This is a genomic window from Nonomuraea indica (genome assembly GCF_002850745.1).
Lineage (GTDB): Bacteria > Actinomycetota > Actinomycetes > Streptosporangiales > Streptosporangiaceae > Nonomuraea > Nonomuraea indica.
In genome coordinates, this window is sequence record NZ_PJOK01000049.1 from 126,997 (window position 1) to 152,387 (window position 25,391).

Genomic DNA, 25,391 nt, shown 5'->3' on the forward strand with positions numbered 1-25,391 from the left:
TTCGGTTGATCGAACGGGATCAGCGGCTGAGCCTGGACACCGCGGCGGCGCGCACGCTCGCCACGACGACCAAGTCGGCTCCGCAGACGAGCGAGATCTCACCGCGCTGGCTGCTGCGCGTGCTCCCGTGGGTGGACGTGCCCGGCGGCACCTACCGGGTGAACCGCCGCCTCACCTACCCGGTGGGCGGCGGGCGGGTGAGCTTCACCGGGGCGGGCGCGCGGCTGGGCGTGGTCCCGCCGTCCCTCACCGAGCTGCCGCCGCTGCGCGGGTACACCGACGTACCCGTGCTGGAGACCTTGGCCGGACTGTTCGAGCAGCGCGCGTACGCCTCCGGCGAGGTGATCGTGCGGGCGGGTGATCCGGCCGGCGGGCTGCTGCTCGTGGCGCACGGCAAGGTGGCCGTGCGCCAGGCCGGCCCGTACGGCGGCAGCGTCGTCCGCGCGACGCTGTCCGCCGGCGACCACGCCGGCGCCGACCTCCCGGCGGCCGGGGACGGCCTGCCGGCGCCGGACGCGCGCTGGCCGGTCACCCTGCAGGCCCGCACCACCACCTGCACGGTGTTGTTCCTGCCGTGGGCCGCGTTCCGCACGGTGGCCGGCCGGTCGCCGTCGCTGGAGGCCCAGCTCGCCCGTCACCGGGCACGGCCCGGCGGGCCGCGCACCCGCCACGGCGAGGCCGCCATCGAGGTGGCCGCCGGGCACACCGGCGAGCCCGTGCTGCCGGGCACGTTCGCCGACTACGACCCCGGTCCCCGCGAGTACCCGCTGAGCGTCTCCCAGGCGGTGCTGCGGGTGCACACCCGGGTGGCCGACCTGTTCGGCGAGCCCATGGACCAGACCGAGGAGCAGCTCCGCCTGACGATCGAGGCGGTGCGCGAGTCGCAGGAACGCGAGCTGCTCAACAACCCCGACTTCGGGCTGCTGCACAACGCCGACCCGGGCCAGCGCATCACCACGCGCACCGGCCCGCCCACGCCCGACGACCTCGACGAGCTGCTGTGCCGCCGGAAGAAGTCGCGCTACCTCCTCGCCCATCCGGCGGCCATCGCCGCGTTCGGCCGCCAGTGCAACCGCCGCGGCGTGCTCCCCGAGCCGGTCGACGTGGGCGGGCGCGCGGTTCCCGCCTGGCGCGGCGTGCCGATCCTGCCGTGCGACAAGATCCCGATCTCCCGCCACGGCACCACCTCGATCCTGGTGCTGCGCACCGGCGAGGCCGACCAGGGCGTGGTCGGCCTGCGCCAGACCGGCCTGCCGGGCGAGCGGGAGCCCGGCCTCAGCGTCCGCCACACCGGCGTCGACGCGCGGGCCATCGCCTCCTACCTGGTCAGCGCCTACTACTCGGCCGCGGTGCTGGTGCCCGACGCCCTCGGCGTGCTCGACGACGTCGAGCTGTGCGAAACCGGAGTGACCCCATGACCGACCAGCCGTTCGAGCTCCCCGACTTCTACCTGCCGTACCCCGCGCGGCTCAACCCGCACGTGGAGGAGGCGCGCAGCCACTCCCGGCAGTGGGCCCACGACATGGGCATGCTGGAGGGGTCGGGCATCTGGGTGCGGCGCGACCTCGACTCCCACGACTACGCCCTGCTGTGCGCGTACACCCATCCCGACTGCGACGCGCCCACGCTCGGCCTGATCACCGACTGGTACGTGTGGGTGTTCTTCTTCGACGACCACTTCCTGGAGCTGTACAAGCGCACCGGCGACCGCGAGGGCGGCCGCGACCACCTCGAACGGCTCGCGGCCTGCATGCCTATGGACCTCGCGGACGGCTTCCCGGAGCCCGCCGACCCGGTCGCGGCCGGGCTGGCCGACCTGTGGGCGCGCACGGTGCCGGGCCGGTCCCGGCACTGGCGGGCCAGGTTCGCCGAGACGACCCGCAACCTGCTGAACGAGTCGCTCTGGGAGCTGTCCAACATCAACGCCCACCGGGTGCCCAACCCGGTCGAGTACATCGAGATGCGCCGCAAGGTCGGGGGCGCGCCGTGGTCGGCCGCCCTGGTGGAGCACGCGGTCGGCGCCGAGGTGCCCGAGCGGGTCGCCGGCTCCCGGCCGATGCGGGTGCTGCGCGACACGTTCTCCGACGGGGTGCACCTGCGCAACGACCTGTTCTCCTACCAGCGCGAGGTGGAGGACGAGGGCGAGCTGAGCAACGGGGTGCTGGTCCTGGAGACGTTCTTCGGCTGCACGACGCAGGAGGCCGCCGACGCCGTCAACGACCTGCTCACCTCCCGGCTGCAGCAGTTCGAGCACACCGTCGCCACCGAGCTGGGGCCGCTGTTCGTCGAGCACGGCCTCGACCCGCTGACGTGCGCGGGCGTGCTGGCGTACGTGAAGGGGCTGCAGGACTGGCAGGCGGGCGGGCACGAGTGGCACCTGCGCTCCAGCCGCTACATGAACGAACGCGCCGACCGCGGCGGCGGGCTCGGCATGGGGTCCGTCACCGGCTCGATCAGCGGTGCGATCGCCGGGCTGCTCGCCCCGCAGCGGGTGCGCGCCCGCACCCACGTGCCGCACCAGCGGGTCGGGCCGTCGGTGATCCCCGACCTGTGCATGCCGTTCACGCCCAGGCTGTCGCCGCACCTCGGCACGGCGCGGACCAACGTGGTCGCCTGGGCGCACGCGATGGGCATCCTCGAAGCGCAGCCGGGCGTCGCTGGGTCCGCCGTGTGGGACGAGGAGAAGCTCCTCGACTACGACCTGCCGTTGTGCGCGGCGGGCATCCACCCGGACGCCTCGCCCGAGCAGCTCGACCTGTCGTCGGCCTGGCTGGCGTGGGGCACCTACGGCGACGACTACTTCCCCGTCGTCTACGGCCGCACCCGCAACCTGCCCGCCGCCAAGGTCGCCGTGGACCGGCTGCCGGCGTTCATGCCGATCGACGGCCCGGTCGTCGCCCAGCCGGTCACCGCGCTCGAACGCGGCCTCGCCGACCTGTGGGCGCGGACGGCGGGCCCGATGCGGCCGGCCGCGCGACGCGCGTTCCGCAAGGCCGTCGAGGACATGGTCCGTAGCTGGCTGTGGGAGCTGGCCAACCAGATCGAGCACCGCGTGCCCGACCCGGTCGACTACGTCGAGATGCGCCGGATGACGTTCGGCTCGGAGCTGACGATGAGCCTGTGCCGGCTGGCCCACGGCGAACGGGTGCCGCCGGAGATCTACGAGAGCGGGCCGATGCGGTCGCTCCAGAACTCCGCCATGGACTACGCCGCCCTGCTCAACGACGTGTTCTCCTACCAGAAGGAGGTGGAGTTCGAGGGCGAGGCGCACAACGTGGTGCTGGTCGTGCAGACCTTCTTCGGCTGCGACTACCCCACGGCGCTCACCGTGGTCAACGACCTGCTCACCTCGCGGATGCGCCAGTTCCAGCACGTGGCCGAACACGAGCTGCCGGTCCTGTACGACGACGCGGGGTTGGACGAGGAGGCCCGCAGGGTGCTGCGGGGCTACGTCGAGGAGCTGCAGAACTGGATGTCCGGCATCCTGGTGTGGCACCGCGAGTGCCGCCGCTACGACGAGGCGTCCCTGCTCCGCCACCACCGGCCGCCGCGCGCCCTGCCCGGCGGGCCGACCGGTCTCGGCACCTCGGCGGCGCTGGTCTCCAGAGGCTGACCCGGCTCGGGCTCCTCGCACCAGCCCAGCAGGGCGATGATCCGCCGCTGCGACGGGGTGAGGTTGCGCAGGCGGATCCATCGTTGCGCGGCGGGCGTCGCCGGCAGGAGCAGCACCCGCAGGCCGGAGAGGTCGACGAAGGTGAGCGCGCCGGTGTCGACGGTCACGTGCCCGCCGCCGGGCCGGCAGCGTTCGAGTGCCCGCGCCAGCGCCTCGCTGTTGGTGCGGTCCACCTCGCCGGCGACCATCAGCACGGGGTCGTCCTCGGTTGCCCGCAGGGAGATCCGGACCAGCCTGTCGGCATAGACGAGGCGCTCGGTCATGCCCGTGTCACCGCCCATCGGCCTCACCCCCATCTCCCTCGCGCGGGGGTTGCCGCCGGACAGCCAGCACCCCTGCCTCGGACGGAGGGTGATCGCCTTCGCGGGACGATGACCCGGAACCAGATTATCTGAAATGTCTTTTCGTTAGTGATATGCCGGATAAAGACGTGGTATCAGGCAGTGGTACCAGGCATCCGCAGGTCAACGCACGGAACGCCCGGCGGGACCGAGGAGGACCTCGATCCCGGCCGGGCGCCGTAGGCCGTACGGACTGTCCTGACCGACCGTCGTGACCCAGGGGTCGCGGCCCGAGCCTGGACTCGGTGCCGGTGCCGCCATCGTCATCACCGCGCCCGTCGTGCTCGTCGCCGCGGACGGCCTGGGGCCGCCGCACTCACGTTGGCGGTGATGTCCGCCGGTCCGGGCCGGGCGCCCCTTGCGGGCCGCCATCTCACGCCCGCGCCCTCCGGCGGTCATGTCGTCATCCCGCACCGGGGCGACGGCTCCTTCTCCGGTGTTCACGTCTGAACGCCGGTCGCCCGTCGCCGTCACCCTGCCGGGTCGCGGTCTCGACTCCTGGGAGCGCCGGTCATCGCCGGTCTCGGGCTCGTCCTCGTACGGATGCGGCAGGGGTCCTGATGGATGTGCACGGTCCACCGGTCCGGCCTGCCCGGTCCGCCGCGGGCACCGCCGCCATCACGCGGGTGCCGCGGTCGTCCGGGTGCCGTCTGTTCCGTACCGCTCCGCGCTCGGCGAGCACGGGCACCGGTCCGGCCGGGGCCGTCCGCACGGGGCACCACGGTCACCTGACCGCGTCATGTGCTGCGCGGATGGACGTACGGGAGGCACGCGCCTCCCCTGGCCGTCCGGGTCTGCCGGTCGTTCAGCAGGGGTCGGCGCAGACGATGCCCTGCGTGGCCAGACCGGAGGCGGCCTGGTTGTTCAGCGCGGAGACGTCGACCTTCGACAGCTTGTCCACGTTGAGGACGTGGATGTTCTTGACCGAGTTGTTGGCCACGCCGTTCAGCAGGCTCGCGCCGCTGAGCGCCGACCACTGGCCGCCGATCTGGTTGCCGGTGTTGACCGCGCCGGAGGAGGCGACGGGGGTCACCACGCAGTGGGTGGTGGTGATGGCCGACTTGGCCTCGCACCAGGTCGCGCTGATGGAGCTGGTGGCGACGGGCGCGGCGACGGCGGGCTTGGCGACGACGCAGTTGGTCGTGGCGACGACCGGCTTGGCGACGCAGTGGGTCGTGCTGATGACCGGCTTGACAGCGCACACGTCGGTGGTGACGGCGGGCTTGGCGACGCAGTCGGACGTCCTCTTGACCGGGGCGGGGTTCGCGTCGGCAGAGGCGGCAGTGGCCGAGATACCGAACGCGAAGCCGGCGATGGCTGCACCGACGAGAATGCGACGCATCATTTCACTTCTCCTTTGTTGGGGATTCAGCGCGGGAGGGGTTTGCGCTTCATCTGGATCGCTCTCACAGGTCTGCGAGGGCCGAATAAAGATCCCGCGCCCCGGCCGGTCGCCGCAACCGAAATTCGCTAAGTCGGAGTCAAATGCGGGCCTCAATTGCTTGGCACTTGATGATGCGTTGTCCGGATATGTCCCGCATACTCCAGACTTGGCAGGTGGGTATCGACGGCTATTTTTCAGCATATCGCCATATGCGCTACCGGCCTGATCAAAGGGCGTTTTATCCCCATACGGCGGGAGGAATACTCCCGACGGGGCCCTCATACCGCACCGGCGGGGAGGCGCGAGACGGAATACGAGCACGGGAACGCCGAATATGCCATGGACCGAATACGGACGCTTCTCCTTAAGGCGGTGACAAGCGGATCCTGCCTCATGCTGATCAACGTGAATGGCCTCCCGGCACGCGCCGCGAATGCCCACCGGCCGCCGGACCCCGCCCGCCCGGCCACGGCCACCCCGCCGGCCTCCGCACCCGTACCGGAGGGACGCCCGAAGCGGCACGGCGGGCAGGGGGACGGCGAAGGACCTGCCGGCCGGCCCCATCGGGGACCGTCCGGCGCGCGCTCGCACGGCGGACGCGCGCACGGCAGACGCGCACAGGACAGGCGCGCACAGGCCGGACGTGCGACCGGCGGGCGCTCGCAGGACGGGCGCGCGGAGGACCGACGCGCGGAGGACCGACGCGCGGAGGACGGGCGCGTACAGGACGGGCGCGCGGAGGACGGGCGCGTACAGGACGGGCGCGCGGAGGACGGCGGGCGACGGCGTGGGGAGGCGTCGAGAGCCACGGGCGCGGGCACGCGAGGGGCCGCCGGGAGCGGGAAGGGCGCCATCGTGGAGGCCGGGAAGGGCGAGGCCACGGGTCAGCCGGTCGTCCGGGGGAAAGGGCCCGGAGCGGTGGCGGCGCGGGCCGCGCTCGGCATGCTGGGGGTCCCGTACTCGTGGGGTGGCGGCGGGCCGGAGGGCCCGGGTTACGGGATCGGGCGGGGCAGGAGCACGAAGGGCTTCGACTGCTCGGGCCTCACCGAGTACGCGTGGGCCGGCGCTGGGGTGCCCGTCGGCTCGACCACGTACGAGCAGTGGCGGTCGGGCGGCCACGTGTCCAGGGAACAGTGCGGCCGGGTGACCTGGTGTTCTACGACAGCAAGCCGAAGCGGCCGGGACCGGAGCACGTGGCCCTGGCCGTCGACGGGGAGCGGGTCGTGGCGGCGCCGTCCACCGGGGAGGTCGTCCGCGTCGCCCCGCTGGAGCGACCGGATCTTCTGGGCGTGGTCCGCCCGGTGACACCTGCCGAGGGCACGGCCCGGTAGGACGGACCGGCGGCAGGGACCCGCGTGGCACGGACTGGTGGTGGGGACCTGCGTGGCACGGTCCGTCGGCGGGAACCGGTGGCCCGGCTCGGTGGTGGGAACCGGTGGCCCGGGACGTCACGCCGGAGCGGTGGCGTCCCGGGCCGCGCGCATCAGGCCCGGAGACCGGGCCGAACCGTGGCCTCGCGAGAATCCACGGTCGTCACGATGTGCGTCACGGGGCTCTGGACCGCGAAGGAGATGGCGTCCGGTGACCGGCCGGCTCGTGACCGGCGGGCCCCCGGAGGAGACTTCGCGCCCGCGCCCCCGGTGGTGGTCAGCCGTTGTTCAGGGCGCTGACGTTGAGCTCGGAGGCCCGGGTGACGTTGAGCACGTACACGTCGTGCACCGAGTCGTTGAGGACGTTGTTCAGGGCGGTCAGGTTGTCGAGCGCGCTGAACTGGCTGAGCACGCTGTTGCCGCTGTTGAACGGCGCGGAGTCGGCGGAGGCGGCGGTGGCCGAGAAGCCGAACGCGGCGCCCGCGATTGCAGCACCGACGAGAATACGACGGATCATGTTTGTTTTCCTCCGTTGATCGGCGCACAATGGGCGGCGCCATAGTCGATTGCGCAGGGCTGTAAGGTGCCGCCAATAACAATCCCCAACGGCATGCGTGCGCCGCAACCCAAGAAAGCCTCGCCGGAGTCAAGGAGCCGCCTCGATTTCTTGGCACTCTGTTTCGTCCGGCACCGAACTCCCGCCATATACAGAATGCGGCGGCGAGGCGGCTGCATTGTTTGGCGATGATCACCCTAAACTTGGCCGCCGCCTTCGGCTGGACGCCTCCGGCGAAAACATCGGTCCGCGTATCACCCTGGCCGGGACGCCGGGCGCCGGAAAGCGTCAAGACGCGCGCCGCTTTTCCGAGCCGGAGGTCACGCCTGGCCGGGCGCCGTCTCGGCGAGCCGGGCCAGCGCCCCCGACAGCCGCTGCAGGGCGGCCAGGGACTCGCGGGCGCCGTCCTCGCCGAGCTCCGCGACGAGCCGTTCGGCGAACGCCCGGTGCCCTGGCACGATCCTGGCGATGGCCGCACGCCCGGCCTCCGTGGGCACGAGGAGCTTGGCGCGGCGGTGGGCGGGGTTGGGCCGGTATTCGGCCAGCTCCTTCTCGACCAGCAGGTCGGCGACCCGTTGCACGCCCTGGCGGGTCATGCCCATGGCGCGGGCGATCCCCGCCACGGGCAGCGGCTCGCGCAGCACCGCCCCGAGCACCTGCCACCAGGCCGCCGTCAGCCCGGCCGGACCGGCCAGTCGCTCCGACACCTCCAGGAACTGGCCGTTCAGCCGGAAGACGGTCAGCGCGCTGGCCGAGAGCAGGTCAGCCGGCTCGCTCATGCCGTCATCAGCACCTCGTACGCCGAGGCGTCGCTCCTCGCGAACAGCCGGAACCAGGCGTCGAGGACGTCGGGCCGATAGACGTCGAGGCGGCCCAGGATCTCGCGGGCGAAGGCCACCGGCTCCGTGGGCCCGGCGGTGATCAGGTCGCCGTCGGTCACCGCGTCGGCCTCGCGGAAGCGCTTGGCCCCCGCATAGCCCTCCTGCGCCTCCAGATACTGCACCACGGCGCTGGTGTGGTCGCGGTCGTCGAGCAGCCCCTGACGGGCCAGTCCCGCGGTGGCGCCGCAGATCGCGGCGACCGGGACGCCCGCGTCGAGGAACGTGCGGGCGGCACGGGCGAACGGCGCGAGCGAGTCGCCCGCGTCCCACAGGTCGGCGCCGGTCAGGATGAGCAGCGCGCTGTCCTCGGGCGCCAGCTCGTCGAGCGTGATGTCGGGGACGACGCGCACCCCGCCCATGGTGGTGATCGGCTCGGCGGTCAGGGCGACCGTGACGATCTCGTAGTGGCCGGGCTCGCGGTGGAAGCGGTCGCTGCGCAGGTGGGCGATCGCGTGCCCGCTCTCCCAGTCGGCCAGGGTGTCGTAGACGGCGAGGTGGACGGGCTTCTTCGTCGTGGTCATGACAGTATCTTGTCATTAAGACAGCATGTTGTCAAGTGTGGAACGTGCGAGGATAGGTCCATGGCAGAGATCGTCGGCGGGGGGCAGCCGGTCAACGACGCGGAGCGGCGGGTGATCGCATACCTCCGCGACCACGCGCCCGCCGACTGGCTGCTGCTGCACAACGTCGAGGTGCCCCGCGGCCACGACGTGTTCGAGGTGGACCTGCTCGTGCTGACCGGCCACTCCCTGGTGGTCATCGACGTCAAGGGCACGCGCGGCCGCATCGAGGTCTCGGGCGCGCGGTGGTTCCCGCCCCGCCGCGAGGCGTTCGGCTCCCCCGTGACCAAGCTGCGCGGCACCGCCAAGGCGCTGAAGGGCCTGCTGGTGTCGAGGGCGACCCAGCTCGAACGGGTGTACGTCGACAACCTCGTCGTGCTGACCTCCCCCGACGCCGAGCTGATCGACCCGGCCGGGCGCGACAGGCCCAACGTCACCGACCTGTCCCGCCTGGTGGCCACGCTGAGCGACGCCTCACGCATCAGGCGCGGCTGCAGCCCCGACATCAGCCCGTACCTCACCAAGATCCTCGACGCGCTCAACCAGACCGTGCGGCGCAGCACCGCCCCGCCCCGCTTCGGCAACTGGGAGGTCGAGGAGCAGCTCGGCGGCGACGCCCGGGTGACCGAATACCGCGCCTTCAACGCGACCCTGCCCGGCAGCGAGACCGTGCTGCTGCGCGTCTACCAGGCCGACCCGCTGGCCGACGAGGAGTCGCGGGCCGCCGAGCGGCAGCGCATCGCCAACGCCTACCAGACGCTGGCCCGCATCCCGCCGCATCCGTGCCTGGTGCGCTCGCGCGACTTCTTCGCCATCGACGACGAGAGCCGGTTCGTGCTCGTGCTCGACGACGTGCACGGCGAGGCGCTCCACCTCAGCCTGGGCAAGGGCGCGCGCCTCGGCGTGATCCAGGACCTGCTGCGCGGCCTGGCCCACGCCCACGCCCACGGCGTCGTCCACCGCGCGCTGACCCCGGCTTGCGTGCTGGTGACCGACGACGGGCACGCGGTGCTGACGGGGTTCGACTACGCCAAGCCGGGGCCGCGCAACTTCACGGTGGCCCACGAGCTGAGCAACGTGCTCGACGCCCACTACGTGGCGCCCGAGTGCCACGAGCGGCCCGACCGGATGACCGCCGCCTCCGACGTCTACGCGGCAGGGGTGATCGCCTACCAGCTCCTCACCGGCGAGCTGCCGGCCAGTGCCGACGCCCACGGCCCCGACGTGCCCGACGTGGTGCGCGGGATGCTCGACCACTCGCCGGCCAAGCGGCCGACCGCGGCCGAGGCGCTCGACGCGCTGCAGGGCATCCCCCAGCAGTCGCGCCTCAGGCGGCTGGTCCGCCGCATCGTGTCGGGATCCTGACGCGCGTCCGGTCGTGACGCGGGGCGCTGCCGGTGATCGTGTCCTGCCGGTGATCGTGTCCTGCCGGTGATCGTGTCCTGCCAGTGACGCGCGTCCGGCCGGTGAGGCGGGGCCGCCCGATCGGCTACGCCGGGATCTCGCGGCGCAGCGCGCCGGCGTGCTGCAGGTAGTCGAGCGCCAGACCGGTACGGCCGGCCGTGCGGTGCAGCTCGCCCAGCATCTGGGTGGTGGACGCCTCGCCGCTGCGGTCGCCCAGCTCGCGGAAGACGACCAGTGACCGTTCCAGGCGCACCGAGGCCCCGGCCAGCTCGCCGCGCGCCACCTGCAGCCCGGCCAGGCTCTGCAGGGCGTAGGCGCCGCAGTGCCGGTCGCCGAGCGACTCGAAGATGTCCAGCGCGTGCCGGTGGAACCCCATGGCCTGGTGGAGCTGGCCCATCTGCAGGCAGACGCAGCCCTCGCGGTGCGCGTCGCCGAGCTCCTGGGCCAGCCGCATCGCCTGCCGGAGCGAGGCGTCGGCCTGGGCGTAGTCGCCGGCCTTGAGGCAGACGCGCCCGATGGCCTGCCGGGCGAACGCCTCGCCCTGGGTGTCGCCCGCGGTGAGGAACATGGCGAGGGCGCGCTTGAAATGGCCGAGCGACTGCTGGTGCCTGCCCCGGAACTGGCTGACCGCGCCGAGCCCGCAGATGGAGGTGGCCTCGGCGCGCGGGTCGCCGAGGTCGTGGAAGAGCCGGCGAGCCCGGGTGAAGCCCTCCACCGCGTCGTCGTACCGGTCCTGGTAGAGCGCCACCTGGGCGAGGCCGCGCAGCATGGCGGCCTCGCCGTACGTGTCGCCGGCGGCGCGGGCGGCGTCCAGCGCGACGGTGTGGGTGCGCTTCCAGGTGTCGAGCAGGCAGTGCAGGTCGAGGTACGGGACCATGGCGGCGGCCAGGCCCCAGGCCGACTCGGCCAGGCCGGCCCCCGCGGCGACGCCGACGGCGCCGACCAGCGAGTCGTGTTCGGCCTCGAACCAGCCGAGCGGGTCCGAGGTCAGGCGGTCCAGCGTCTGCTCGGGCAACCGCCAGCGCGGCGTGCGGGGGGCGGTGAGGCTGAAGACGGTGGTGGGCAGTCTGCCCATGGCGTGCTCGGTGGTCGCGGTCCAGGCGGCCAGCACCCGGGCGAGCCCGGCGCGGTCGGGGCCGCGTGCGAGGGCGTGCCGGCGGATCAGGTCGGGCACCCGGTAGCGCGGCTGTCCGACGGGGTCGGTGCCGACCAGCTCCAGCAGGTTGACGTCCACCAGGAGGTCGGTCACGTCGTCGGCACGGTGGCGGTCGAGCGCTGCGTCCACCACCCAGCCGGGCTGGGCGAGCGTCCCGAACTGGCCGAACGTGCCGAGCGTGCGGGCGGCCTCGTCGGTCAGGTGCCGGTAGCTGCGGTCGAGGCTGTCGCGAACCTCGGTGAGCTCGCTGAGCCGGTCGTCCTCCAGCCGCTGCCTCAGCACGGCGAGGGACCACCCGGGCCGCCCGGCCAGCCGCGCGCCGGCGCTGCGGACGGCCAGCGGCAGCCGTCCGCACGCCTCGACGATGGCCTCGGCGTCCTCCCGCTCGCGGGCCACCCGGTCGGCGCCGGCGATCCTGGCGAACAGCAGCATCGCGTCGTCCCCGGTCAGCTCGCCGAGGTGGACGTGCACGGCGCCCGGAAGCTGGGTGATGCGGCGACGGCTGGTGACGATGGCGGCGCTGTCGTTGCCGGGTAACAGCGGGCGCACCTGCGCCGCGTCCAGCGCGTCGTCCAGCAGGACGAGCATGGGCCGCTCGGCCAGCAGCGACCGGTACAACGCCGAGCGTTCGCGCAGCGTGGGCGGCGGCGTCTCGGCGCCGAGCGCCCGGAGCGCCTCCGCGAGGACGTCGCCCGGCTCCCGCCCGTCGAGGTCGAGGTAGAGCTGCCCGGCGGGGAAGCGGTCACGCAGGGCGTGCCCGGCGTGTACGGCCAGCGCCGACTTGCCGGCTCCCGGCGGACCGGAGATGACCGCGATCTGGAACGGCTCGGCCAGCACGGCGAGGTCGTCGTCCCGGCCGGTGAAGTCGGGCAGGTCGGGCGGCAGCTGCCGGGGGGCGGCGGGCGGCGGCGCCTCGTCGGCGAGGATGGCCTCGTACGTGGCGCGCAGCTCCGCCCCGGGCTCCACGCCCAGCTCGTCGACGAGCTGTTCCCTGATCGTGGCGTAGGCCCGCAGCGCCTCCGCCTTCCGCCCGCCACGGTGCAGGGCGCACATGAGCCGGCCCCACAGGTCCTCGCGGTAGGGGTGCTCGGTCAGCAGGCCGCGCAGGTCGGTGACGGCGCCCGCGTGGTCGCCGCGGTCCATCCGCTGGTTGATCACCTCCTCGGCGGCCCGGAGGCGTACCTCGTGGAGGGGTTCGAGGCGGCGGTCCCAGAGGGGGCTGCCGGGCAGGTCGGCCAGCGGGGAGCCCCGCCACAGGGCCAGCGCCTCGGCGAAGTGGGCCCGTCCGACCAGTTCCTCGAAGACGTGCAGGTCGAGCGCGCCCTCGGGGACGTCGATCGCGTAGCCGGAGCCGTCGCCCCGCAGCAGACCGCCGGCGGGCTCGCCGGCGCCGCCGAGGTCGGACCTGAGCGAGCTGACGTAGGTGCGCACGTTGGCCTGGGCCGAGCGGGGCGGGCGCTCCGGCCAGAGCACCTCGACGAGTTGGTCGGCGCCGACCACCCGGCCCGCGTCCAGCAGCAACGTGGCCAGCAACAGGCGGGGTTTCCTGCCGGAGATCCGGACGGGCTGGCCCGATAACCGGACTTCCAGCGGCCCGAGCACATGAAAAGTGACCGTCATGACCGCATCTGCTCCTTTTGGAGGCGTGACAGCTCTTTGTATCGGGTCTGGACGTTTCTTGTGCGCCATATGCAGACCCTTGTCTCAGAGATCCCACGGGAAAGGATCACCACATGAAGCTCAACGGAGCACTTGTCGCCGGTTGCACACTGTTATTCGGCCTGGCCACGGCCACGGTCACGGCGACGGCGGCGGCAGCGAACCTCGCGCCGGCCCCCCCCTCCAGCCCCACCGCGAGCCCGGCCCCCACGGCCACCGCGACGGCGACCCCGACCCCCACGGGCACGGAGTCCCCCGCCCAACTGCTGGCCGCGCCGAACTTCCAGCTTCCGTTCCCCTGTGGCCAGACCTGGAACGGCAACAACAGCGCCAGCAGCGCGCACAAGGCGTACGAGATCGACTTCAACCGGGGCAGCACGGCCGGCGCCGACCTCGGCGACGCGGTCGTCGCCGCCGCCGCGGGCACCGTCGGCATCTCCGCCCACCAGGGCAGCGCCAACGGCTTCGGCAACCTCGTGACGATCAACCACGGTGGCGGCTACATCACCTACTACGCCCACCTGAACGCCCGCACGGTCTCCGCCGGCCAGACGGTCGCGCAGGGCCAGAAGATCGGCACGGTCGGCAAGACGAGCAGGCCGGGCAACAACATCTCCCCGCACCTGCACTTCGAGGTGCGCAAGGGCACCGGCTACCCCTCCAACATCCAGCGCGCGGTCTTCGACGGCAAGGCGTTCGCCTACCCCATCGCGAACGTGACCTCGAAGAACAAGTGCTCCGGCGGCGCCCCCGCCAACCCGCACACCCCCGAGAAGGTCTGCGGCTCCGGCTACCAGGTGGTCGACTCGCAGGCGCTCGGCACCGAAGGCCGCGTCTACCTGCTCTACAACGGCGCCACCGGCTACAACTGCGTGACCACCCTGAAGACCACGTCCCTCGGCGCGCAGACCGCGACCGCCGCCTTCCTGGAGGCGCAGGGCAGCGCCCGTAAGACGGACTCCGGCAACTTCACCTACTATGCCGGGCCCGTCACCGCCAAGGCCCCCGGCAAGTGCGTGAAGTGGGGCGGCAAGGCCGGCTCCGCCACCTACACCAGCCCCTTCGAGCATTGCGGATCATGAAACTCAGAACCCTCGCACTCGCCGGGCTGATCGCCGTGTCCGGCCAGCAGGTGGCGTACGCCGCCACCGTCTCCCCCTCCCCCTCCCCCTCCCCCTCCCGCTCCTCGGCGTCCACCGCGGCCCCGCTGGCTGAGGCCTTCACCAAGGCCGCCGCGAGCTACGAGGTGCCGCACGACCTGCTGGTCGCCCTGGGCTACGCCGAGACCCACCTCGACGGCCACGGCGGCGAGCCCAGCGCGAGCGGCGGCTACGGGGTCATGCACCTGGTCAGCAACCCCAGGACGAAGACCCTCGAGGAGGCCGCCAAGCTCACCTCGCGGCCCGTCGCCGAGCTGAAGTCCGACGACGCGGCCAACGTGCTGGGCGGCGCCGCGGTGCTGCGCGCCCGCGCCGACGCGCTCGGGCTGGACGCGGCCGCGCGCAAGGACCCGGGCAAGTGGTACGGCGCCGTCGCCGCGTACGGCAACGCCGCCGACGAGAGCACGGCCAAGCTCTACGCCGACGCGGTCTACGAGGCGCTCGCCGCGGGCGTCAGCGCGGCAGGCGTCCGGACCGCCCCGCGGGCGGTGGAACCGGAGCTCGGCGACTACGCCGACGCCGAGCCCCGCACGCTCGCCGCGGCCACCGACTATCCGGGCGCGCTCTGGAAGGCGGCGCACAGCACCAACTACGCCGTGTCCAACCGCCCCACCAGCGACAAGATCGACCGGATCGTCATCCACGTGACGCAGGGCTCGTACGCCGGCGCGATCTCGTGGTTCCAGACCGGTCCGCGGGCCAACCCGACCTCCGCGCACTACGTGATCCGCTCCTCCGACGGCCAGATCACGCAGATGGTGCGCGAGAAGAACCGCGCCTTCCACGCGGGCAACTGGAACCGGCGCTCGGTCGGCATCGAGCACGAGGGTTACGTGGACAACGCCTCGTGGTTCACCGACCAGATGTACCGCGCCTCGGCCGCGCTCACGCGCAGCATCGCCGACAGGTACGGCATCCCGAAGGACCGCACCCACATCGTGGGCCACCACGGGGTGCCCGGCGCGGACCACACCGACCCGGGTCCGCACTGGAACTGGACCAAGTACATGGGCTACGTGACGGGTGGGTCGGGCACTCCCACCAACCCGCACACGCCCGAGAAGGTCTGCGGTTCCGGTTACAAGGTCGTCGACTCGCAGGCACTGGGCACGGCCGGCACGGCGTACCTGCTGTACAACACCTCCACCGGCTACAACTGCGTGGCCACGCTGAAGAAGACCTCGCTCGGCAAGGCCAGCGCGGCCAGCGCCTTCCTGGAGCCCCAGGGGTCGAGCCGGAAGACCGACTCCGGCAACTTCACCTACTACGCGGGCCCCGTCACGGCCAAGGCTCCCGGCAAGTGCGTGAAGTGGGGCGGCTCGGTCGGCTCCGCCACGTACACGAGCCCGTTCGAGCACTGCGGCTGATCATCTGACCGCCCGAGACGGCCCTGGCGAGCGCCGCCGACATCCGCGGCGCGCCAGGGCCGTCTGACGCGCTCGCGCGAAGACGGCGACGCGCGGCCCGGCGCAGCGCTCGCGCAGGCCCGCACAGCGCTCACGGACTCCCGCACAGCGCTCACGGACTCCCGCACAGCGCTCGCGGAGTCCCGCACAGCGCTCGCGGAGTCCGGCACACTGGAGCGGGTGAGCAAGCCGAACCTGGCGCGCAGGGTCGCGGACGCGGCCGAGATCGCGCTGGCCAACCGCAAGTACGTGACGTTCATCGACGTGGTGACCGGGCTGCGGTGGCTGCACTCGCGCCACGTCGACACCTGGCGGCAGGGCCGGGCCGCCACCCTGGCCGAGCTGGCGGCGGTCGACGACGACCGCCTGCTGCAGGCGGCCGCGCTGCTGCGCGACTGGGCCGAGGCCAGGGGGCTGCGGCGGGTGGAGACGCCCTACGTGTCGGGCAGCCGCGACCGGCGCGAGCTGCGTTTCACCGCGACGGCGCACCCGCAGGACGGGTTCCGCACGCACTGGCTCTCCCCCGGGCTGAGCGAGGCGCGGGCGCGGCAGCTCACCGAACGCCAGAGCAAGGCGCCGGACCTGTTCGTGGTGGCGCCGCTGGAGCCGTGGACGTGCGCGTCGTGCGCCGACACCGGACCGTACCTGATCATGGAGGAGGATCGGCCGCACTGCCTGACCTGCGCCGACATGGACCATCTGGTGTTCCTGCCGTCGGGTGACGCGGCGCTGAGCCGGCGGGCCAAGCAGGAGAGCGGCCTCGCGGCCGTGGTCGTCCGCTACAACCGGCGGCGCAAGGTCTACCAGCGGCAGGGCCTGCTGGTGGAGGGCCGCGCGCTGGAGGCGGCCGAGGAGCGCTGCCTCGCCGACGAGGAGGTCCGCCTGCGCCGCCGCGAACGGGACCGGGAGCGCCGGGCGGAGCAGGACGTGGAGTACCAGGAGCGGATGGCGGCCGAGATCGCCCGCCTCTTCCCCCGCTGCCCGGCCGAACGGGCCGGCGAGATCGCGGCGCACGCCGCCCTGCGCGGCAGCGGCCGGGTCGGCCGGACGGCCGCGGCCAGGGCGCTCGACGCGAACGCGATCACCCTGGCCGTGGTCGCCTCGATCCGCCACCTGGACACCGACTACGACCGTCTGCTGATGGCCGGCGTCCCCCGCATGGAGGCCCGCGACCGCATCAGGGAGACGATCGACCGCAAGCTGGCCGAGTTCCGAGGAGAGACATGACCGACTGGCACCAGGTGCGTGAGGCGCTGCGGGAGTTCGCGGTGGGACTGCCCGAGGCCCACGAGGACCACCCGTGGGGCGACACCGTCGTCAAGGTCGGCAAGAAGGTGTTCGTCTTCCTCGGCGTGGACGAGCCGACCGAGAAGTGGGACCCGTCGTTCAGCGTGAAGCTGCTGTCGGAGGCCCACGGCCACGCGCTCACCGTCGAGGGGGCGGCGCCGACCGGCTACGGACTGGGCCGCGCCGGATGGGTCACCGTGCCGCTGCTGGCCGAGCTGCCGCCGACCGAGGTGCTGCTCGACTGGGTGGAGGAGAGCTACCGCGCGATCGCTCCCAAGCGGGCGGTCAGGCTGCTCGACGAACGCGGCTAGCGCTCACTCGGTGAACGCGGCCAGCGTCACGCCGAGCGTGCGCTGGTTCTGGCCCTGGGCCTTGGAGTCGGTGGAGTTGACCGCGTAGACGAGGGTGCGGCTCAGGTCCCGGGTGGCGCCGACGCCGGCTGAGAAGCCGTACCTGGCGCCCGTCTTGCCGTAGCCGACGACGCCGTTCGGCAGGACCATCCGCGACATGCCCGAGGTGTACGTCGCGGGCTTGTCGCTGCCGTACGTCTTGACCGGCGGAACGGTGAACATGGGCTCCAGCTGGGCCGGAGGCACGACCTTGCCGGAGAACAGCGCCCTGACGAACTTCTCCAGATCGGCGGTGGTCGAGACGAGGTCGCCGGAGGCCCAGGTCGAGGTGGAGCTCATCTCGGTCATGTCCACCACCTGGGCGTCGCCGTACCGGAAGGCGTCGCGGAAGCCCTCGGGCACCACCTGGTAGCCGCGGTTGTGCCGGCCGCGGACGCGGACCGAGTCGCCGGCCAGGTAGCTGTCGCGCATGCCGACGGGCCGCAGGATCCTGGTCGTCACCTCGTGCTCGTACGTCCGGCCGGTGACCTTCTCGATGAGCAGGCCGGCGACGAAGGTGTTGATGTTCACGTAGTGCTGGCGCGTGCCGGGGGCGAACTCGATCGGGTTGCGTACGGCCAGGGCGACGTACTCGTGCGGTGTCCACGTCCGGAAGCGGGTGTCGTAGACCGACTTCAGGTCGCCGGGCACGTCGGGCGAGGGCAGGCCGCTGGTGTGGTTGAGCAGCCGGCCGACCGCGATGTCCGGGTAGTCGCCGGGCAGCAGCCCCGGCAGGCGGCTCTGGACGGTGTCGTCGAGCGAGAGCCGGCCCTCGGCGACGAGCTGGAGCACGACCGCCGTGGTGAACATCTTGGTGACGCTGCCCGCCCGGAACCTGGCGCCCTCGCGGGCCGGCTTCCGGGTGCGCAGGTCGGTCACGCCGGCGACGCCGCGCCAGGAGCCCCGCGAGCCGCCCACGCGCACCTCGGCCGCCGTGGCGTCGGCGGCGGGCAGGTCGGCGATGCTCCGCTCCAGCGCCGCCGCGTTCACCGGCGGCAGCTCGGCGGTGACGGGACGGGCCATCGTGTGGGTCATGGCGTACGCCGGTGTCGCGGCGAGGGCGGGGCCCGCCGCGGCGGTGCCGGCGAGGGCGGCCAGTGCGAGGCCGGCGGCCAGGGTGCGAGCACGCTTCATGGTGGATCTCCAGGAAGAGGTGGGTTTCCGGTGATGTCCTCATCCTGTCGATCACGCTCCTCGGGCGGATCGCCGTCGCAGGCGATCCGCCGGCTCACTCTCGCGAGGGATCACTCCCTCGGTCAGGTGACCGGCAGCCGGTGGGCGTACCTCTCGTCGCGCCACAGCTCCTTGTCCAGCACCTCGGTCAGCGTCGCGGCGGCGTCCCAGACGTCCACGTAGCGCGTGTAGAGCGGCGCGAAGCCGAAGCGGAGGATGTCGGGCGCCCGGAAGTCGCCGTGCACGCCGCGATCGATCAGCGCCCGCATCACCGGGTAGCCGTCGGGGTGACGCAGGCTCACCTGGCTGCCGCGCCGCTCGGGGTCGGCGGGCGTGGCCGACTCGAGCCGGCCGCCGACCAGGTCGAGGAAGAGCGAGGTCAGCGCCACGCTCTTGGCCCGCACCTCGGCCATCGGCACGCGTTCCCAGATGTCCAGCGCCGCGTCGAGGGCCGCCGACGACAGCACGTGCGGGCTGCCCACGGTGAACCGCCTGATCCCCTCGGCCGGCCGGTAGTCCCGCTCGAAGGCGAACGGCTCGGCGTGCCCGTGCCAGCCGGACAGCACGTTCTCGGCGTCGGCCAGGTGGCGCGGGTTGACGTACAGGAAGGCCGGCGAGCCGGGACCGCCGTTCACGTACTTGTACGTGCATCCGACCGCGAAGTCGGCCCCGGAGACGTCCACCTCCATCGCGCCCACGCTGTGGCACAGGTCCCAGACGATCAGCGCGCCGGCCGCGTGCGCCCGCGCGGTCACCCCAGGCACGTCCTGCCGCGCGCCGGTGCGGTAGTCGACCTCCGACAGCAGCACCACCGCCGCGTCGTCGAAGCGCCCCTCGGCCAGGTCGCGGACCTCGTAGCCGCCCAGGAACGCGGCGAGCCCCTGCACGATGTAGTGGTCGGTGGGGAAGTTCGCCGCGTCGGAGACGATCACGCGGCGCTCCGGGCGCAGCCGCAGGGCCGCCGACACCGCCTGGTGGATCACGATGGAGGTGGTGTTGCCCACCACGACCTGTCCCGGGCCGGCGCCGATGAGCGGGGCCAGCCGGTCGCCCAGGGTCAGCGGCTGGGCGAACCAGCCGTCGTGGTTCCAGCCGCCGACGAGCCGCTGCCCCCACTCCTCCTCGACCGTGCGCCGCACCCGCTCGGCCGTGCGGCGGGGCAGCGCGCCGAGCGAGTTGCCCACGAGGTAGACGACCCCCTCGGGCAGCGCGAACTCGTCCCTGAACTCCCGCAGCGGATCCGCTGCGTCCAGCGCCAGGCAGTGGTCCCGATCCGGCATCCGGCGACTCCTTTCCATCCGTCAGCTTCCCGTTCGTCGGCTCCGCGCTCGTCGGCTTCCCGTTCGTCGGCTCCGCGCTCGTCGGCTTCCCGTTCGTCGGCTCCGCGCTCGTCGGCTTCCCGTTCGTCGGCTCTGCGTTCGTCGGCCGATCACGCGGAGAAGACCGCGCGCACCGACCCCAGTCCCTCGATGCGCGCCTCGAACACGTCGCCCGGCTCCACCGGCACCAGCGGCCCGAGCGCGCCGGTCAGCACCACCTCGCCCGCCCGCAGCGGCCACTCGCCGCGGCCCAGTGCCGTCGCCAGCCAGACGGCGGCGTTGAGCGGATGCTCCATGCACGCCGCGCCGGTCCCCGCCGAGACCTCCCGCTCGCCGCGGGTCATCGTCATCGCGGCCCGCCGCAGGTCCAGCCCCGCCAGGGGGACGGGCGTGCCGCCGAGCACGAACGCCCCGCCCGAGGCGTTGTCGGCGATCGTGTCGACCAGCGAGATGTCCCAGTCGGCGACGCGCGAGTCGGCGATCTCGATCGCGGGCAGCGCGAAGTCCACCGCCCGGATCACCTCCGCCACCGTGAACGGCCCGCCCACCAGATCCCGGCCGAGCACCAGCGCGATCTCCGCCTCGGCGCGCGGCTGCAGGAACCGCTCCACCGGCACGGGCAGCCCGTCGAGGAAGGCCATGTCGGCGAAGAGCGTGCCGTGGTCCGGCTCGCCGACGCCGAGCTGCCGCTGCACCAGCGGGTTCGTGACGCCGATCTTCCGGCCGACCGGCCTGCGCCCCTCCTCCAGAGCCCGCCGCACGTTGATCTCCTGGACGGCGTACGCGTCGCTCGCCGTGCCGATCAGGTCGCGGACCGGGGGGCACGGCTTGCCGGAGCGGGCCGCCTCGGCGAGCCGGTCGGCCGCCTGGCCGCGCGTGTCGACCGCTTCGGACCATTCGTCATACATGCGGACCGCTCCTCACCCTGGCTCCCAATCCCCTCATGTCCGGGTATAGAACGACAAGGGGCTGAGGACAACCGTGCATCCGGCCCGTCATCCTGGACACCATGCAGCAGCGCATCGATCACGTGACCGCCCACGACGGCTCCTTCGACGTCCACCTGTGGCTTCCCGACGGCGGCAGCGGGCCCGGCATCCTGCTGATCCAGGAAATCTACGGCGTCGGGCCGTACATCGAGAAGGTGGCCCGGGACCTGGCGGCGCGGGGCTACGTCGTGGCCGCACCCGATCTGTTCTGGCGGCTGCGCCCGCACTGGGTGGGCGAGCACACCCCGGAGGGCACCGCCGCCGCGATCGACCTGGCCGCCGGCTTCGACCTGCCCCAGGGCGTCGCCGACTGCGCGCTCACCCTGGCCCACCTCGGGAAGCTGCCCGAGGTGACGGGCGGGCTGGGGGTGCTCGGGTTCTGCCTGGGCGGCTCGGTGGCGTACATGCTGGCCACCCAGGCGCGGCCGGCCGCCGTGCTGTCCTTCTACGGCTCCGCCGTGCCGGAGGCGACGGGGCTGATGGAGCGCATCGACTCGCCGCTCCTGCTGGTCTTCGGCGGCAGCGATCCGTACATCTCGCGCGACCGGGTGGCCGCCGTGGAGAGCGCGGCGGCGGGCCGGGCGAACGTGCGGACGCACGTGGAGGAGGAGGCGGGGCACGCGTTCCACAACAGCGAGTCGCCGATGTTCCACCAGCCGGAGCCGGCGGCGCGGGCGTGGGAGGCGGCCACGGCGTTCCTGGACGAGCACCTGCCCGCCCGCCCCTGACAGCGGTGCGGAGGCCCTATCCGTAAGGCCACCTTTCCGTACCATCGGGACGCCGCCATCATGGGCCGGTGACGCGAACCTGGGAGCTATGGGGAAATGTCATCATCGCAGGGGTTCTCGCTCTTCCGCCGGCCGCGGCGGTGGCGTTCCTGCTCGCCCGCCACCGTGCCCGCGCCGGGCATCCCGCGCCCGCCCGCACGGCGCTGGCCGACGTCGGCGTCGTGGCCGGCACGCTGCCGTGGGTCTGGATGATCCTCACCCCGTCGAGCGGCCCGACCGGCGTCAGCCTCGTGCCGTTCACCGACCTCGCCACACTCGCCCACGAGCCGTGGCAGACCGTGTCGGTGCAGGTGGGCGGCAACCTGCTGGTGTTCGCGGCGCTCGGCGCGCTGCTGCCGGTGCGCAGCGCGCGCCTCGCCTCCCTCGCCCGGGTGGCGGCCGTGGCCTGCCTCGCCTCCGTCACGGTGGAGACCCTCCAGTACGCACTGCGGCTCGGCCGGCACTCCTCGGTCGACGACGTGCTGGTGAACACGCTGGGCGGGGTGCTGGCCGCGCTGGTTACCCACCGCTGGTGGGCCCGCCGGATACCGGCCCGACCTGTTCCGCATTAACGGTCGGGCGAAACCGGGTTTTGTTCACCACATGGGCACGATCCGCTCAAACAAAGCTCGGGACCAACCTCCGTATCTGTGCGATCGTGGACAAGAGGGGGCAAGTTCTCTGGAGACGCCAAACCCGGTTGGTGACAGAGGGTGGTCAAACGTGTCTGAATCCCCGGTTCCCCACGATCTTCCGATCTATCGACGCATCGCCGACGGCCTCCGCGCCCGGATCCTCTCCGGCGAACTGCGCGACGGGGACCGGTTGCCCGGCGAGAACGCGTTGATGGCCGACTACTCGATCGCCCGCGCCACGGCCAGACAGGCACTCGCGGTCCTCATCAACGAGGGCCTCGCCGTGCCCAAACGCGGCTCCGGCGTCTACGTCCGGCTGTTCAAGCCGATCCGCAGGCACGGTTCCCGCCGGCTGTCCCGGGAGCAGTGGGGCGAGGGCAACGCCATCTGGGACGCCGACGCCCGCGGCCGCCCCTTCTCCGTGGACGAGGTCGAGGTCGTACGGGAGCGGGCCTCGGACGAGGTGGCACGCGTGCTCGACGGCGCCGAGGTGTGGGTGCGGCGACGCCGCTACTCGGTCGACGGGCGGCCGGTGCAGCTCGCCACGTCCTTCTTCCCCGCCGAGCTGGTCGAGAACAGCGCCATCACGGCATCCGACACCGGCCCCGGCGGGGTCTACGCCCGGCTGTCCGATCTCGGCGCGGCCCCCGCGCACTTCACCGAGGAGGTGCGCGCCAGGATGCCCGGCCCGCGGGAGAGCGACCTGCTCGGCCTGCCCGGCGGCACCCCGGTCATCGTGATCGCCCGCACCGCCTACACCGCCGGCGGCAGGCCCGTCGAGTACAACGAGATGGTGCTCGACTCCGCCGCGTACGTCCTGCAATACGACTTCGACGCGTAGGTCAAGGTGTTGTCAAGCGATAGGTTGACCTGTCCTCCGAGATCCTAGACATCTCTAGAGATGTGCCGCACCCTGCAAGGGAGACGGCACCTCACCTGGGGCCCCGGAAGGATGAGCAGATGTCCTTTGACCGGCACCTCGCCGACATCGCCCGGGAGTTTCCCCAGTGGACCATCTGGCGCAGCGACGCGGGCCGCTGGTGGGCGACACGCCACCATCCGCTCAGCGACGCGCAGCGCGACGCCGGATGCGCGATGACCATCGATGCCGACGACCCCGCCGCGCTGCGCGAGCAACTCCGGGACCAGGAGGACAGGACCGACGACCACGACTGCGGGGCCGGTGAGAGCGAGGGGTGCACCGGCCCCGTCTCGCCCTAGCCCGCCTCGCCCCAGCCCGCCCGGCCGCCGCCCCCACCCACCCCGGCCGGACGGCACGGCGGGCGCGCACGAGCAGCCCGGTGCCGGGTCCAGCGTCTCGGCGGCCCCGGCACCGGGCCCCCACGAGGACGGGGCCACGGACGCGGAAGCCTCCGACCCGATCGGGGGCGGAGGCTTCCGCTCGACCACCACGCACCGCCGACCCGCATGCACCCCCGGACCAGCAGGTACCGTCCGACCAGCAGGCACCGCCCGCGCCGGGCACTCGCGGCCGGTGCCGTTACTTGCGCACCTCCGACAGTCGGCCGATGTTGACGTCGGTGTCGTCGGAGACCTCGCGGCGCGCCGGCGCTGTCACGGGCTCGTGCTCGTCCGCGACGATGATCCGCACGTCGTCGTCAGGCGTGGGCTCACCGGCCTCCCGGGGCTCCCCCGCTTCGCCCGCCGCCAGGGCACGCGCCTCCTGGACGCTCCCGGGCGCCTGTCCCTGGGCCGCCTGGGTGGGCGCCGCCTGCGGCCGCGTCGCGCCCTCCGGGCCGGCGATCTCCCGCGGCGGGACGGCCGACTCCACCACCAGCGGCCCGGCCGCCTTCTCGGCGTGCATCAGGTCGCCCAGCACCGAGCCGATCTCGGCCAGCCGGCGCACGACCTCGCTGTGCGTGTTGCTCAGGTACTCGACGCGCCGGCCGGCGTGCTCGTCGAGCGCGGCCACCCGCTCCCGGGCCGCCGTGAGCGTCGTCTCCGCCTCGTGGCGGGCCGCCGCCACGGTCTGCGCCGCCTCCGCGTTCGCGGCCTCGCGGAGCCGTTCGGACTCCTGCTGGGCCACCGTCACGAGGCGCTCGGCCTCCGCGCTCGCCCCGCGCAGCGTGTCCTCGGCCTCCTGGCGGGCGCTGCCCAGCTTCTCGTCGGCGTCGGCGCCCGCCTGCGCCAGCATCCGCTCCGCCGCCGCGGTCGCCTCGTTCACCCGCCGCTCGGCCTCCGTCTGCGCCGAGCTGAGGAGGTTGTCGGCCGTCTCGCGGGCGGACGTCAGCACCCGGTCGGCCTCCGACCTGGCGGCGTCACGCACGCTGGCCGCCTCGGCCTCGGCCTCCTCCCGCTTGGCCGCCGCCTCCTCCTCGCCCAGTTTGAGTATCTGCGCCAGCCTGGGGCTGAGGTCCTCGTAGCTCTGCGGTCCCTCGACCATGCGCCGCCTGGCCTCCGCCAGCTCCAGGCGACCCTGCTCCGCCTGTTCGATCGCCCGAGCCAGCCGCTCCTCCAGATCCCGGATCTGGTTGCGGGTGCGCATCATGTAGTCGTGGACCTGGCGGCGGTTGTAGCCGCGCATGACGACCTCGAAGGTGTCCTCTTGCATCAGGTCGGGGAAGCTCTCGTGCTGGTTTGTCATGGGGATACCTAAAGATTCGCGTGAGGCGGGGGAAAACTGCGGGTTGTGAGGGTCTGGCAACGAGACGTCAGGAAACGACTTTCCTGCCATCTGCCCACGTCCGCAACCCGAACGCCAGACCTGGGGCGGGAATTACGATGTGACGGGTGTACATCGCAGCATTGGACGGCGGGGCGTCCCCGGACATCCATCCCGAGGCGTACATCGCGCCCGGCGCCGTCGTGGTCGGCAACGTGCAGGTGGGCCGCGCGTCGAGCATCTGGTACGGCTCCGTTCTCCGGGGTGACGACGAGCGGATCGAGATCGACGAGGAGTGCAACGTACAGGATCTGTGCTGCCTGCACGCCGACCCCGGCGAGCCGGCGATCCTGGAGTCCCGCGTGAGCCTGGGCCACAAGGCCATGGTGCACGGGGCTCACATCGAGCGCGGCGCGCTGATCGGCATCGGCGCGATCGTGCTCGGCGGCGCCCGCGTCGGAGCGGGCACCCTGGTCGCGGCCGGAGCCCTGGTCGGCCCCGGCAAGACGATCCCGGCCGGGGTGCTCGTGGCCGGGGTCCCTGGCAGGATCGTGCGCGAGCTCACCGACGACGATCGCGCCTCCTTCGCCCGCACACCCGACACCTACATGGCCAAGGCACTCCGGCACCGCCAGGCGACACCGCTTTCGTGACGCCAC

At 72.8% G+C, this 25,391-nt stretch carries 23 protein-coding genes and 1 pseudogene; 14 read left to right on the forward strand and 10 right to left on the reverse strand.

Annotated elements, in window-relative coordinates:
* Positions 1-5 precede the first annotated feature (5 nt).
* Entirely contained in the window at positions 6-1,418 is a 1,413-nt protein-coding gene (locus tag CXR44_RS35565; protein WP_101790530.1) for a family 2B encapsulin nanocompartment shell protein, read from the forward strand.
* Positions 1,415-3,613: a terpene synthase family protein gene (locus tag CXR44_RS35570; RefSeq protein ID WP_101790531.1), complete on the forward strand. Its 2,199-nt coding sequence runs from the start codon at positions 1,415-1,417 to the stop codon at positions 3,611-3,613. The genes CXR44_RS35565 and CXR44_RS35570 overlap by 4 nt, the downstream gene beginning before the upstream one ends.
* Here the strand turns inward: CXR44_RS35570 and CXR44_RS35575 are convergent.
* Together CXR44_RS35575 and CXR44_RS35580 are read right to left on the reverse strand one after the other, a co-directional pair.
* Entirely contained in the window at positions 3,511-3,954 is a 444-nt protein-coding gene (locus tag CXR44_RS35575) for an STAS domain-containing protein (RefSeq protein WP_180903868.1), read from the reverse strand. The genes CXR44_RS35570 and CXR44_RS35575 overlap by 103 nt on opposite strands.
* An 865-nt stretch (positions 3,955-4,819) precedes the next feature.
* On the reverse strand, positions 4,820-5,359 hold the full coding sequence (locus CXR44_RS35580; RefSeq protein WP_101790533.1) for a hypothetical protein: 540 nt from the start codon (positions 5,357-5,359) through the stop codon (positions 4,820-4,822).
* A gap of 981 nt (positions 5,360-6,340) precedes the next feature.
* Between CXR44_RS35580 and CXR44_RS41425 the strand changes: the two are divergent.
* Both CXR44_RS41425 and CXR44_RS41430 read left to right on the forward strand, forming a co-directional pair.
* Positions 6,341-6,472 (forward strand): annotated as a pseudogene (locus CXR44_RS41425) (NlpC/P60 family protein); the annotation flags it as partial.
* 59 nt (positions 6,473-6,531) lie between these two features.
* A complete protein-coding gene (locus CXR44_RS41430) occupies positions 6,532-6,729 on the forward strand; it encodes an NlpC/P60 family protein (protein ID WP_245899866.1) in 198 nt (65 codons plus the stop codon).
* 316 nt (positions 6,730-7,045) lie between these two features.
* On the opposite strand, the gene CXR44_RS35590 is transcribed toward CXR44_RS41430, so the two are convergent.
* The 3 genes from CXR44_RS35590 to CXR44_RS35600 all read right to left on the reverse strand — a co-directional run bounded on the left by CXR44_RS35590 (position 7,046) and on the right by CXR44_RS35600 (position 8,726).
* Positions 7,046-7,285 carry a hypothetical protein gene (locus tag CXR44_RS35590; protein ID WP_101790534.1) on the reverse strand — a complete coding sequence of 80 codons (240 nt, stop codon included), beginning with the start codon at positions 7,283-7,285 and terminating at the stop codon, positions 7,046-7,048.
* Positions 7,286-7,644: 359 nt separating this feature from the next.
* On the reverse strand, positions 7,645-8,103 hold the full coding sequence (locus CXR44_RS35595; RefSeq protein ID WP_101790535.1) for a MarR family winged helix-turn-helix transcriptional regulator: 459 nt from the start codon (positions 8,101-8,103) through the stop codon (positions 7,645-7,647).
* Positions 8,100-8,726, reverse strand: coding sequence for a type 1 glutamine amidotransferase family protein (locus CXR44_RS35600; protein WP_101790536.1), 627 nt, complete (start codon positions 8,724-8,726; stop codon positions 8,100-8,102). The genes CXR44_RS35595 and CXR44_RS35600 overlap by 4 nt, the downstream gene beginning before the upstream one ends.
* Positions 8,727-8,786: 60 nt before the next feature.
* On the opposite strand from CXR44_RS35600, the gene mads6 reads away from it, so the two are divergent.
* Positions 8,787-10,130 carry a methylation-associated defense system protein kinase MAD6 gene (gene mads6, locus CXR44_RS35605; protein ID WP_101790537.1) on the forward strand — a complete coding sequence of 448 codons (1,344 nt, stop codon included), beginning with the start codon at positions 8,787-8,789 and terminating at the stop codon, positions 10,128-10,130.
* 124 nt (positions 10,131-10,254) lie between these two features.
* Here the strand turns inward: mads6 and CXR44_RS35610 are convergent, their stop codons facing one another.
* Complete coding sequence (locus tag CXR44_RS35610) at positions 10,255-12,945, reverse strand: AfsR/SARP family transcriptional regulator (RefSeq protein WP_101790538.1); 2,691 nt, start codon at positions 12,943-12,945, stop codon at positions 10,255-10,257.
* Positions 12,946-13,058: 113 nt separating this feature from the next.
* Between CXR44_RS35610 and CXR44_RS35615 the strand changes: the two genes are divergently transcribed.
* From CXR44_RS35615 to CXR44_RS35630, 4 genes are all read left to right on the forward strand, one after another.
* Positions 13,059-14,066: a M23 family metallopeptidase gene (locus CXR44_RS35615; RefSeq protein WP_101790539.1), complete on the forward strand. Its 1,008-nt coding sequence runs from the start codon at positions 13,059-13,061 to the stop codon at positions 14,064-14,066.
* The gene (locus CXR44_RS35620) at positions 14,063-15,511 is read left to right on the forward strand and encodes an N-acetylmuramoyl-L-alanine amidase (RefSeq protein WP_101790540.1); all 1,449 of its coding nucleotides are present in this window, start codon (positions 14,063-14,065) and stop codon (positions 15,509-15,511) included. The genes CXR44_RS35615 and CXR44_RS35620 overlap by 4 nt, the downstream gene beginning before the upstream one ends.
* A gap of 219 nt (positions 15,512-15,730) precedes the next feature.
* Positions 15,731-16,777 carry a DUF2293 domain-containing protein gene (locus CXR44_RS35625; protein WP_219602208.1) on the forward strand — a complete coding sequence of 349 codons (1,047 nt, stop codon included), beginning with the start codon at positions 15,731-15,733 and terminating at the stop codon, positions 16,775-16,777.
* Positions 16,774-17,148, forward strand: a complete 375-nt coding sequence (locus CXR44_RS35630; protein WP_101790542.1) for an MmcQ/YjbR family DNA-binding protein — start codon at positions 16,774-16,776, stop codon at positions 17,146-17,148. Before CXR44_RS35625 ends, CXR44_RS35630 begins: the two co-directional genes overlap by 4 nt.
* 3 nt (positions 17,149-17,151) lie before the next feature.
* On the opposite strand, the gene CXR44_RS35635 is transcribed toward CXR44_RS35630, so the two are convergent.
* The 3 genes from CXR44_RS35635 to CXR44_RS35645 all read right to left on the reverse strand — a co-directional run bounded on the left by CXR44_RS35635 (position 17,152) and on the right by CXR44_RS35645 (position 20,626).
* Positions 17,152-18,360, reverse strand: coding sequence for a serine hydrolase domain-containing protein (locus CXR44_RS35635; protein ID WP_101790543.1), 1,209 nt, complete (start codon positions 18,358-18,360; stop codon positions 17,152-17,154).
* A 122-nt stretch (positions 18,361-18,482) separates the two neighbouring features.
* Positions 18,483-19,679, reverse strand: a complete 1,197-nt coding sequence (kynU, locus tag CXR44_RS35640; protein ID WP_101790544.1) for a kynureninase — start codon at positions 19,677-19,679, stop codon at positions 18,483-18,485.
* A gap of 149 nt (positions 19,680-19,828) precedes the next feature.
* Positions 19,829-20,626 (reverse strand): 2-keto-4-pentenoate hydratase, encoded by a 798-nt coding sequence (locus CXR44_RS35645; RefSeq protein ID WP_101790545.1) that lies wholly within the window; start codon positions 20,624-20,626, stop codon positions 19,829-19,831.
* A 101-nt stretch (positions 20,627-20,727) separates the two neighbouring features.
* On the opposite strand from CXR44_RS35645, the gene CXR44_RS35650 reads away from it, so the two are divergent.
* The 4 genes from CXR44_RS35650 (at position 20,728) to CXR44_RS35665 (ending at position 23,330) form a co-directional block, all read left to right on the forward strand.
* A complete protein-coding gene (locus tag CXR44_RS35650; RefSeq protein WP_101790546.1) occupies positions 20,728-21,435 on the forward strand; it encodes a dienelactone hydrolase family protein in 708 nt (235 codons plus the stop codon).
* Positions 21,436-21,503: 68 nt separating this feature from the next.
* Positions 21,504-22,046, forward strand: a complete 543-nt coding sequence (locus CXR44_RS35655) for a VanZ family protein (RefSeq protein ID WP_101790547.1) — start codon at positions 21,504-21,506, stop codon at positions 22,044-22,046.
* A gap of 151 nt (positions 22,047-22,197) precedes the next feature.
* Positions 22,198-22,950: a GntR family transcriptional regulator gene (locus CXR44_RS35660; protein WP_245899838.1), complete on the forward strand. Its 753-nt coding sequence runs from the start codon at positions 22,198-22,200 to the stop codon at positions 22,948-22,950.
* A 119-nt stretch (positions 22,951-23,069) separates the two neighbouring features.
* A complete protein-coding gene (locus tag CXR44_RS35665) occupies positions 23,070-23,330 on the forward strand; it encodes a hypothetical protein (protein WP_101790549.1) in 261 nt (86 codons plus the stop codon).
* Between the two features lie 280 nt (positions 23,331-23,610).
* Here CXR44_RS35665 and CXR44_RS41865 read toward each other — a convergent pair whose 3' ends face one another.
* On the reverse strand, positions 23,611-24,714 hold the full coding sequence (locus tag CXR44_RS41865; protein ID WP_101790550.1) for a hypothetical protein: 1,104 nt from the start codon (positions 24,712-24,714) through the stop codon (positions 23,611-23,613).
* A gap of 146 nt (positions 24,715-24,860) precedes the next feature.
* Between CXR44_RS41865 and CXR44_RS35675 the strand changes: the two genes are divergently transcribed.
* Complete coding sequence (locus tag CXR44_RS35675; RefSeq protein ID WP_245899840.1) at positions 24,861-25,385, forward strand: gamma carbonic anhydrase family protein; 525 nt, start codon at positions 24,861-24,863, stop codon at positions 25,383-25,385.
* The last annotated feature ends 6 nt before the right edge of the window (positions 25,386-25,391 follow it).

Excerpts from the sequence above, each read along its gene's own strand:
- CXR44_RS35610 (WP_101790538.1), bottom strand. The coding sequence starts at position 12,945 with ATGACGGTCACTTTTCATGTGCTCGGGCCGCTGGAAGTCCGGTTATCG.
- CXR44_RS35665 (WP_101790549.1), top strand. The coding sequence starts at position 23,070 with ATGTCCTTTGACCGGCACCTCGCCGACATCGCCCGGGAGTTTCCCCAG.
- CXR44_RS35615 (WP_101790539.1), top strand. The coding sequence starts at position 13,059 with ATGAAGCTCAACGGAGCACTTGTCGCCGGTTGCACACTGTTATTCGGC.
- CXR44_RS35600 (WP_101790536.1), bottom strand. The coding sequence starts at position 8,726 with ATGACCACGACGAAGAAGCCCGTCCACCTCGCCGTCTACGACACCCTG.
- CXR44_RS35575 (WP_180903868.1), bottom strand. The coding sequence starts at position 3,954 with ATGGGCGGTGACACGGGCATGACCGAGCGCCTCGTCTATGCCGACAGG.
- CXR44_RS35570 (WP_101790531.1), top strand. The coding sequence starts at position 1,415 with ATGACCGACCAGCCGTTCGAGCTCCCCGACTTCTACCTGCCGTACCCC.
- kynU (WP_101790544.1), bottom strand. The coding sequence starts at position 19,679 with ATGCCGGATCGGGACCACTGCCTGGCGCTGGACGCAGCGGATCCGCTG.
- CXR44_RS35635 (WP_101790543.1), bottom strand. The coding sequence starts at position 18,360 with ATGAAGCGTGCTCGCACCCTGGCCGCCGGCCTCGCACTGGCCGCCCTC.
- mads6 (WP_101790537.1), top strand. The coding sequence starts at position 8,787 with ATGGCAGAGATCGTCGGCGGGGGGCAGCCGGTCAACGACGCGGAGCGG.
- CXR44_RS35650 (WP_101790546.1), top strand. The coding sequence starts at position 20,728 with ATGCAGCAGCGCATCGATCACGTGACCGCCCACGACGGCTCCTTCGAC.
- CXR44_RS35620 (WP_101790540.1), top strand. The coding sequence starts at position 14,063 with ATGAAACTCAGAACCCTCGCACTCGCCGGGCTGATCGCCGTGTCCGGC.
- CXR44_RS35645 (WP_101790545.1), bottom strand. The coding sequence starts at position 20,626 with ATGTATGACGAATGGTCCGAAGCGGTCGACACGCGCGGCCAGGCGGCC.
- CXR44_RS35590 (WP_101790534.1), bottom strand. The coding sequence starts at position 7,285 with ATGATCCGTCGTATTCTCGTCGGTGCTGCAATCGCGGGCGCCGCGTTC.
- CXR44_RS35595 (WP_101790535.1), bottom strand. The coding sequence starts at position 8,103 with ATGAGCGAGCCGGCTGACCTGCTCTCGGCCAGCGCGCTGACCGTCTTC.
- CXR44_RS41865 (WP_101790550.1), bottom strand. The coding sequence starts at position 24,714 with ATGACAAACCAGCACGAGAGCTTCCCCGACCTGATGCAAGAGGACACC.
- CXR44_RS35580 (WP_101790533.1), bottom strand. The coding sequence starts at position 5,359 with ATGATGCGTCGCATTCTCGTCGGTGCAGCCATCGCCGGCTTCGCGTTC.
- CXR44_RS35630 (WP_101790542.1), top strand. The coding sequence starts at position 16,774 with ATGACCGACTGGCACCAGGTGCGTGAGGCGCTGCGGGAGTTCGCGGTG.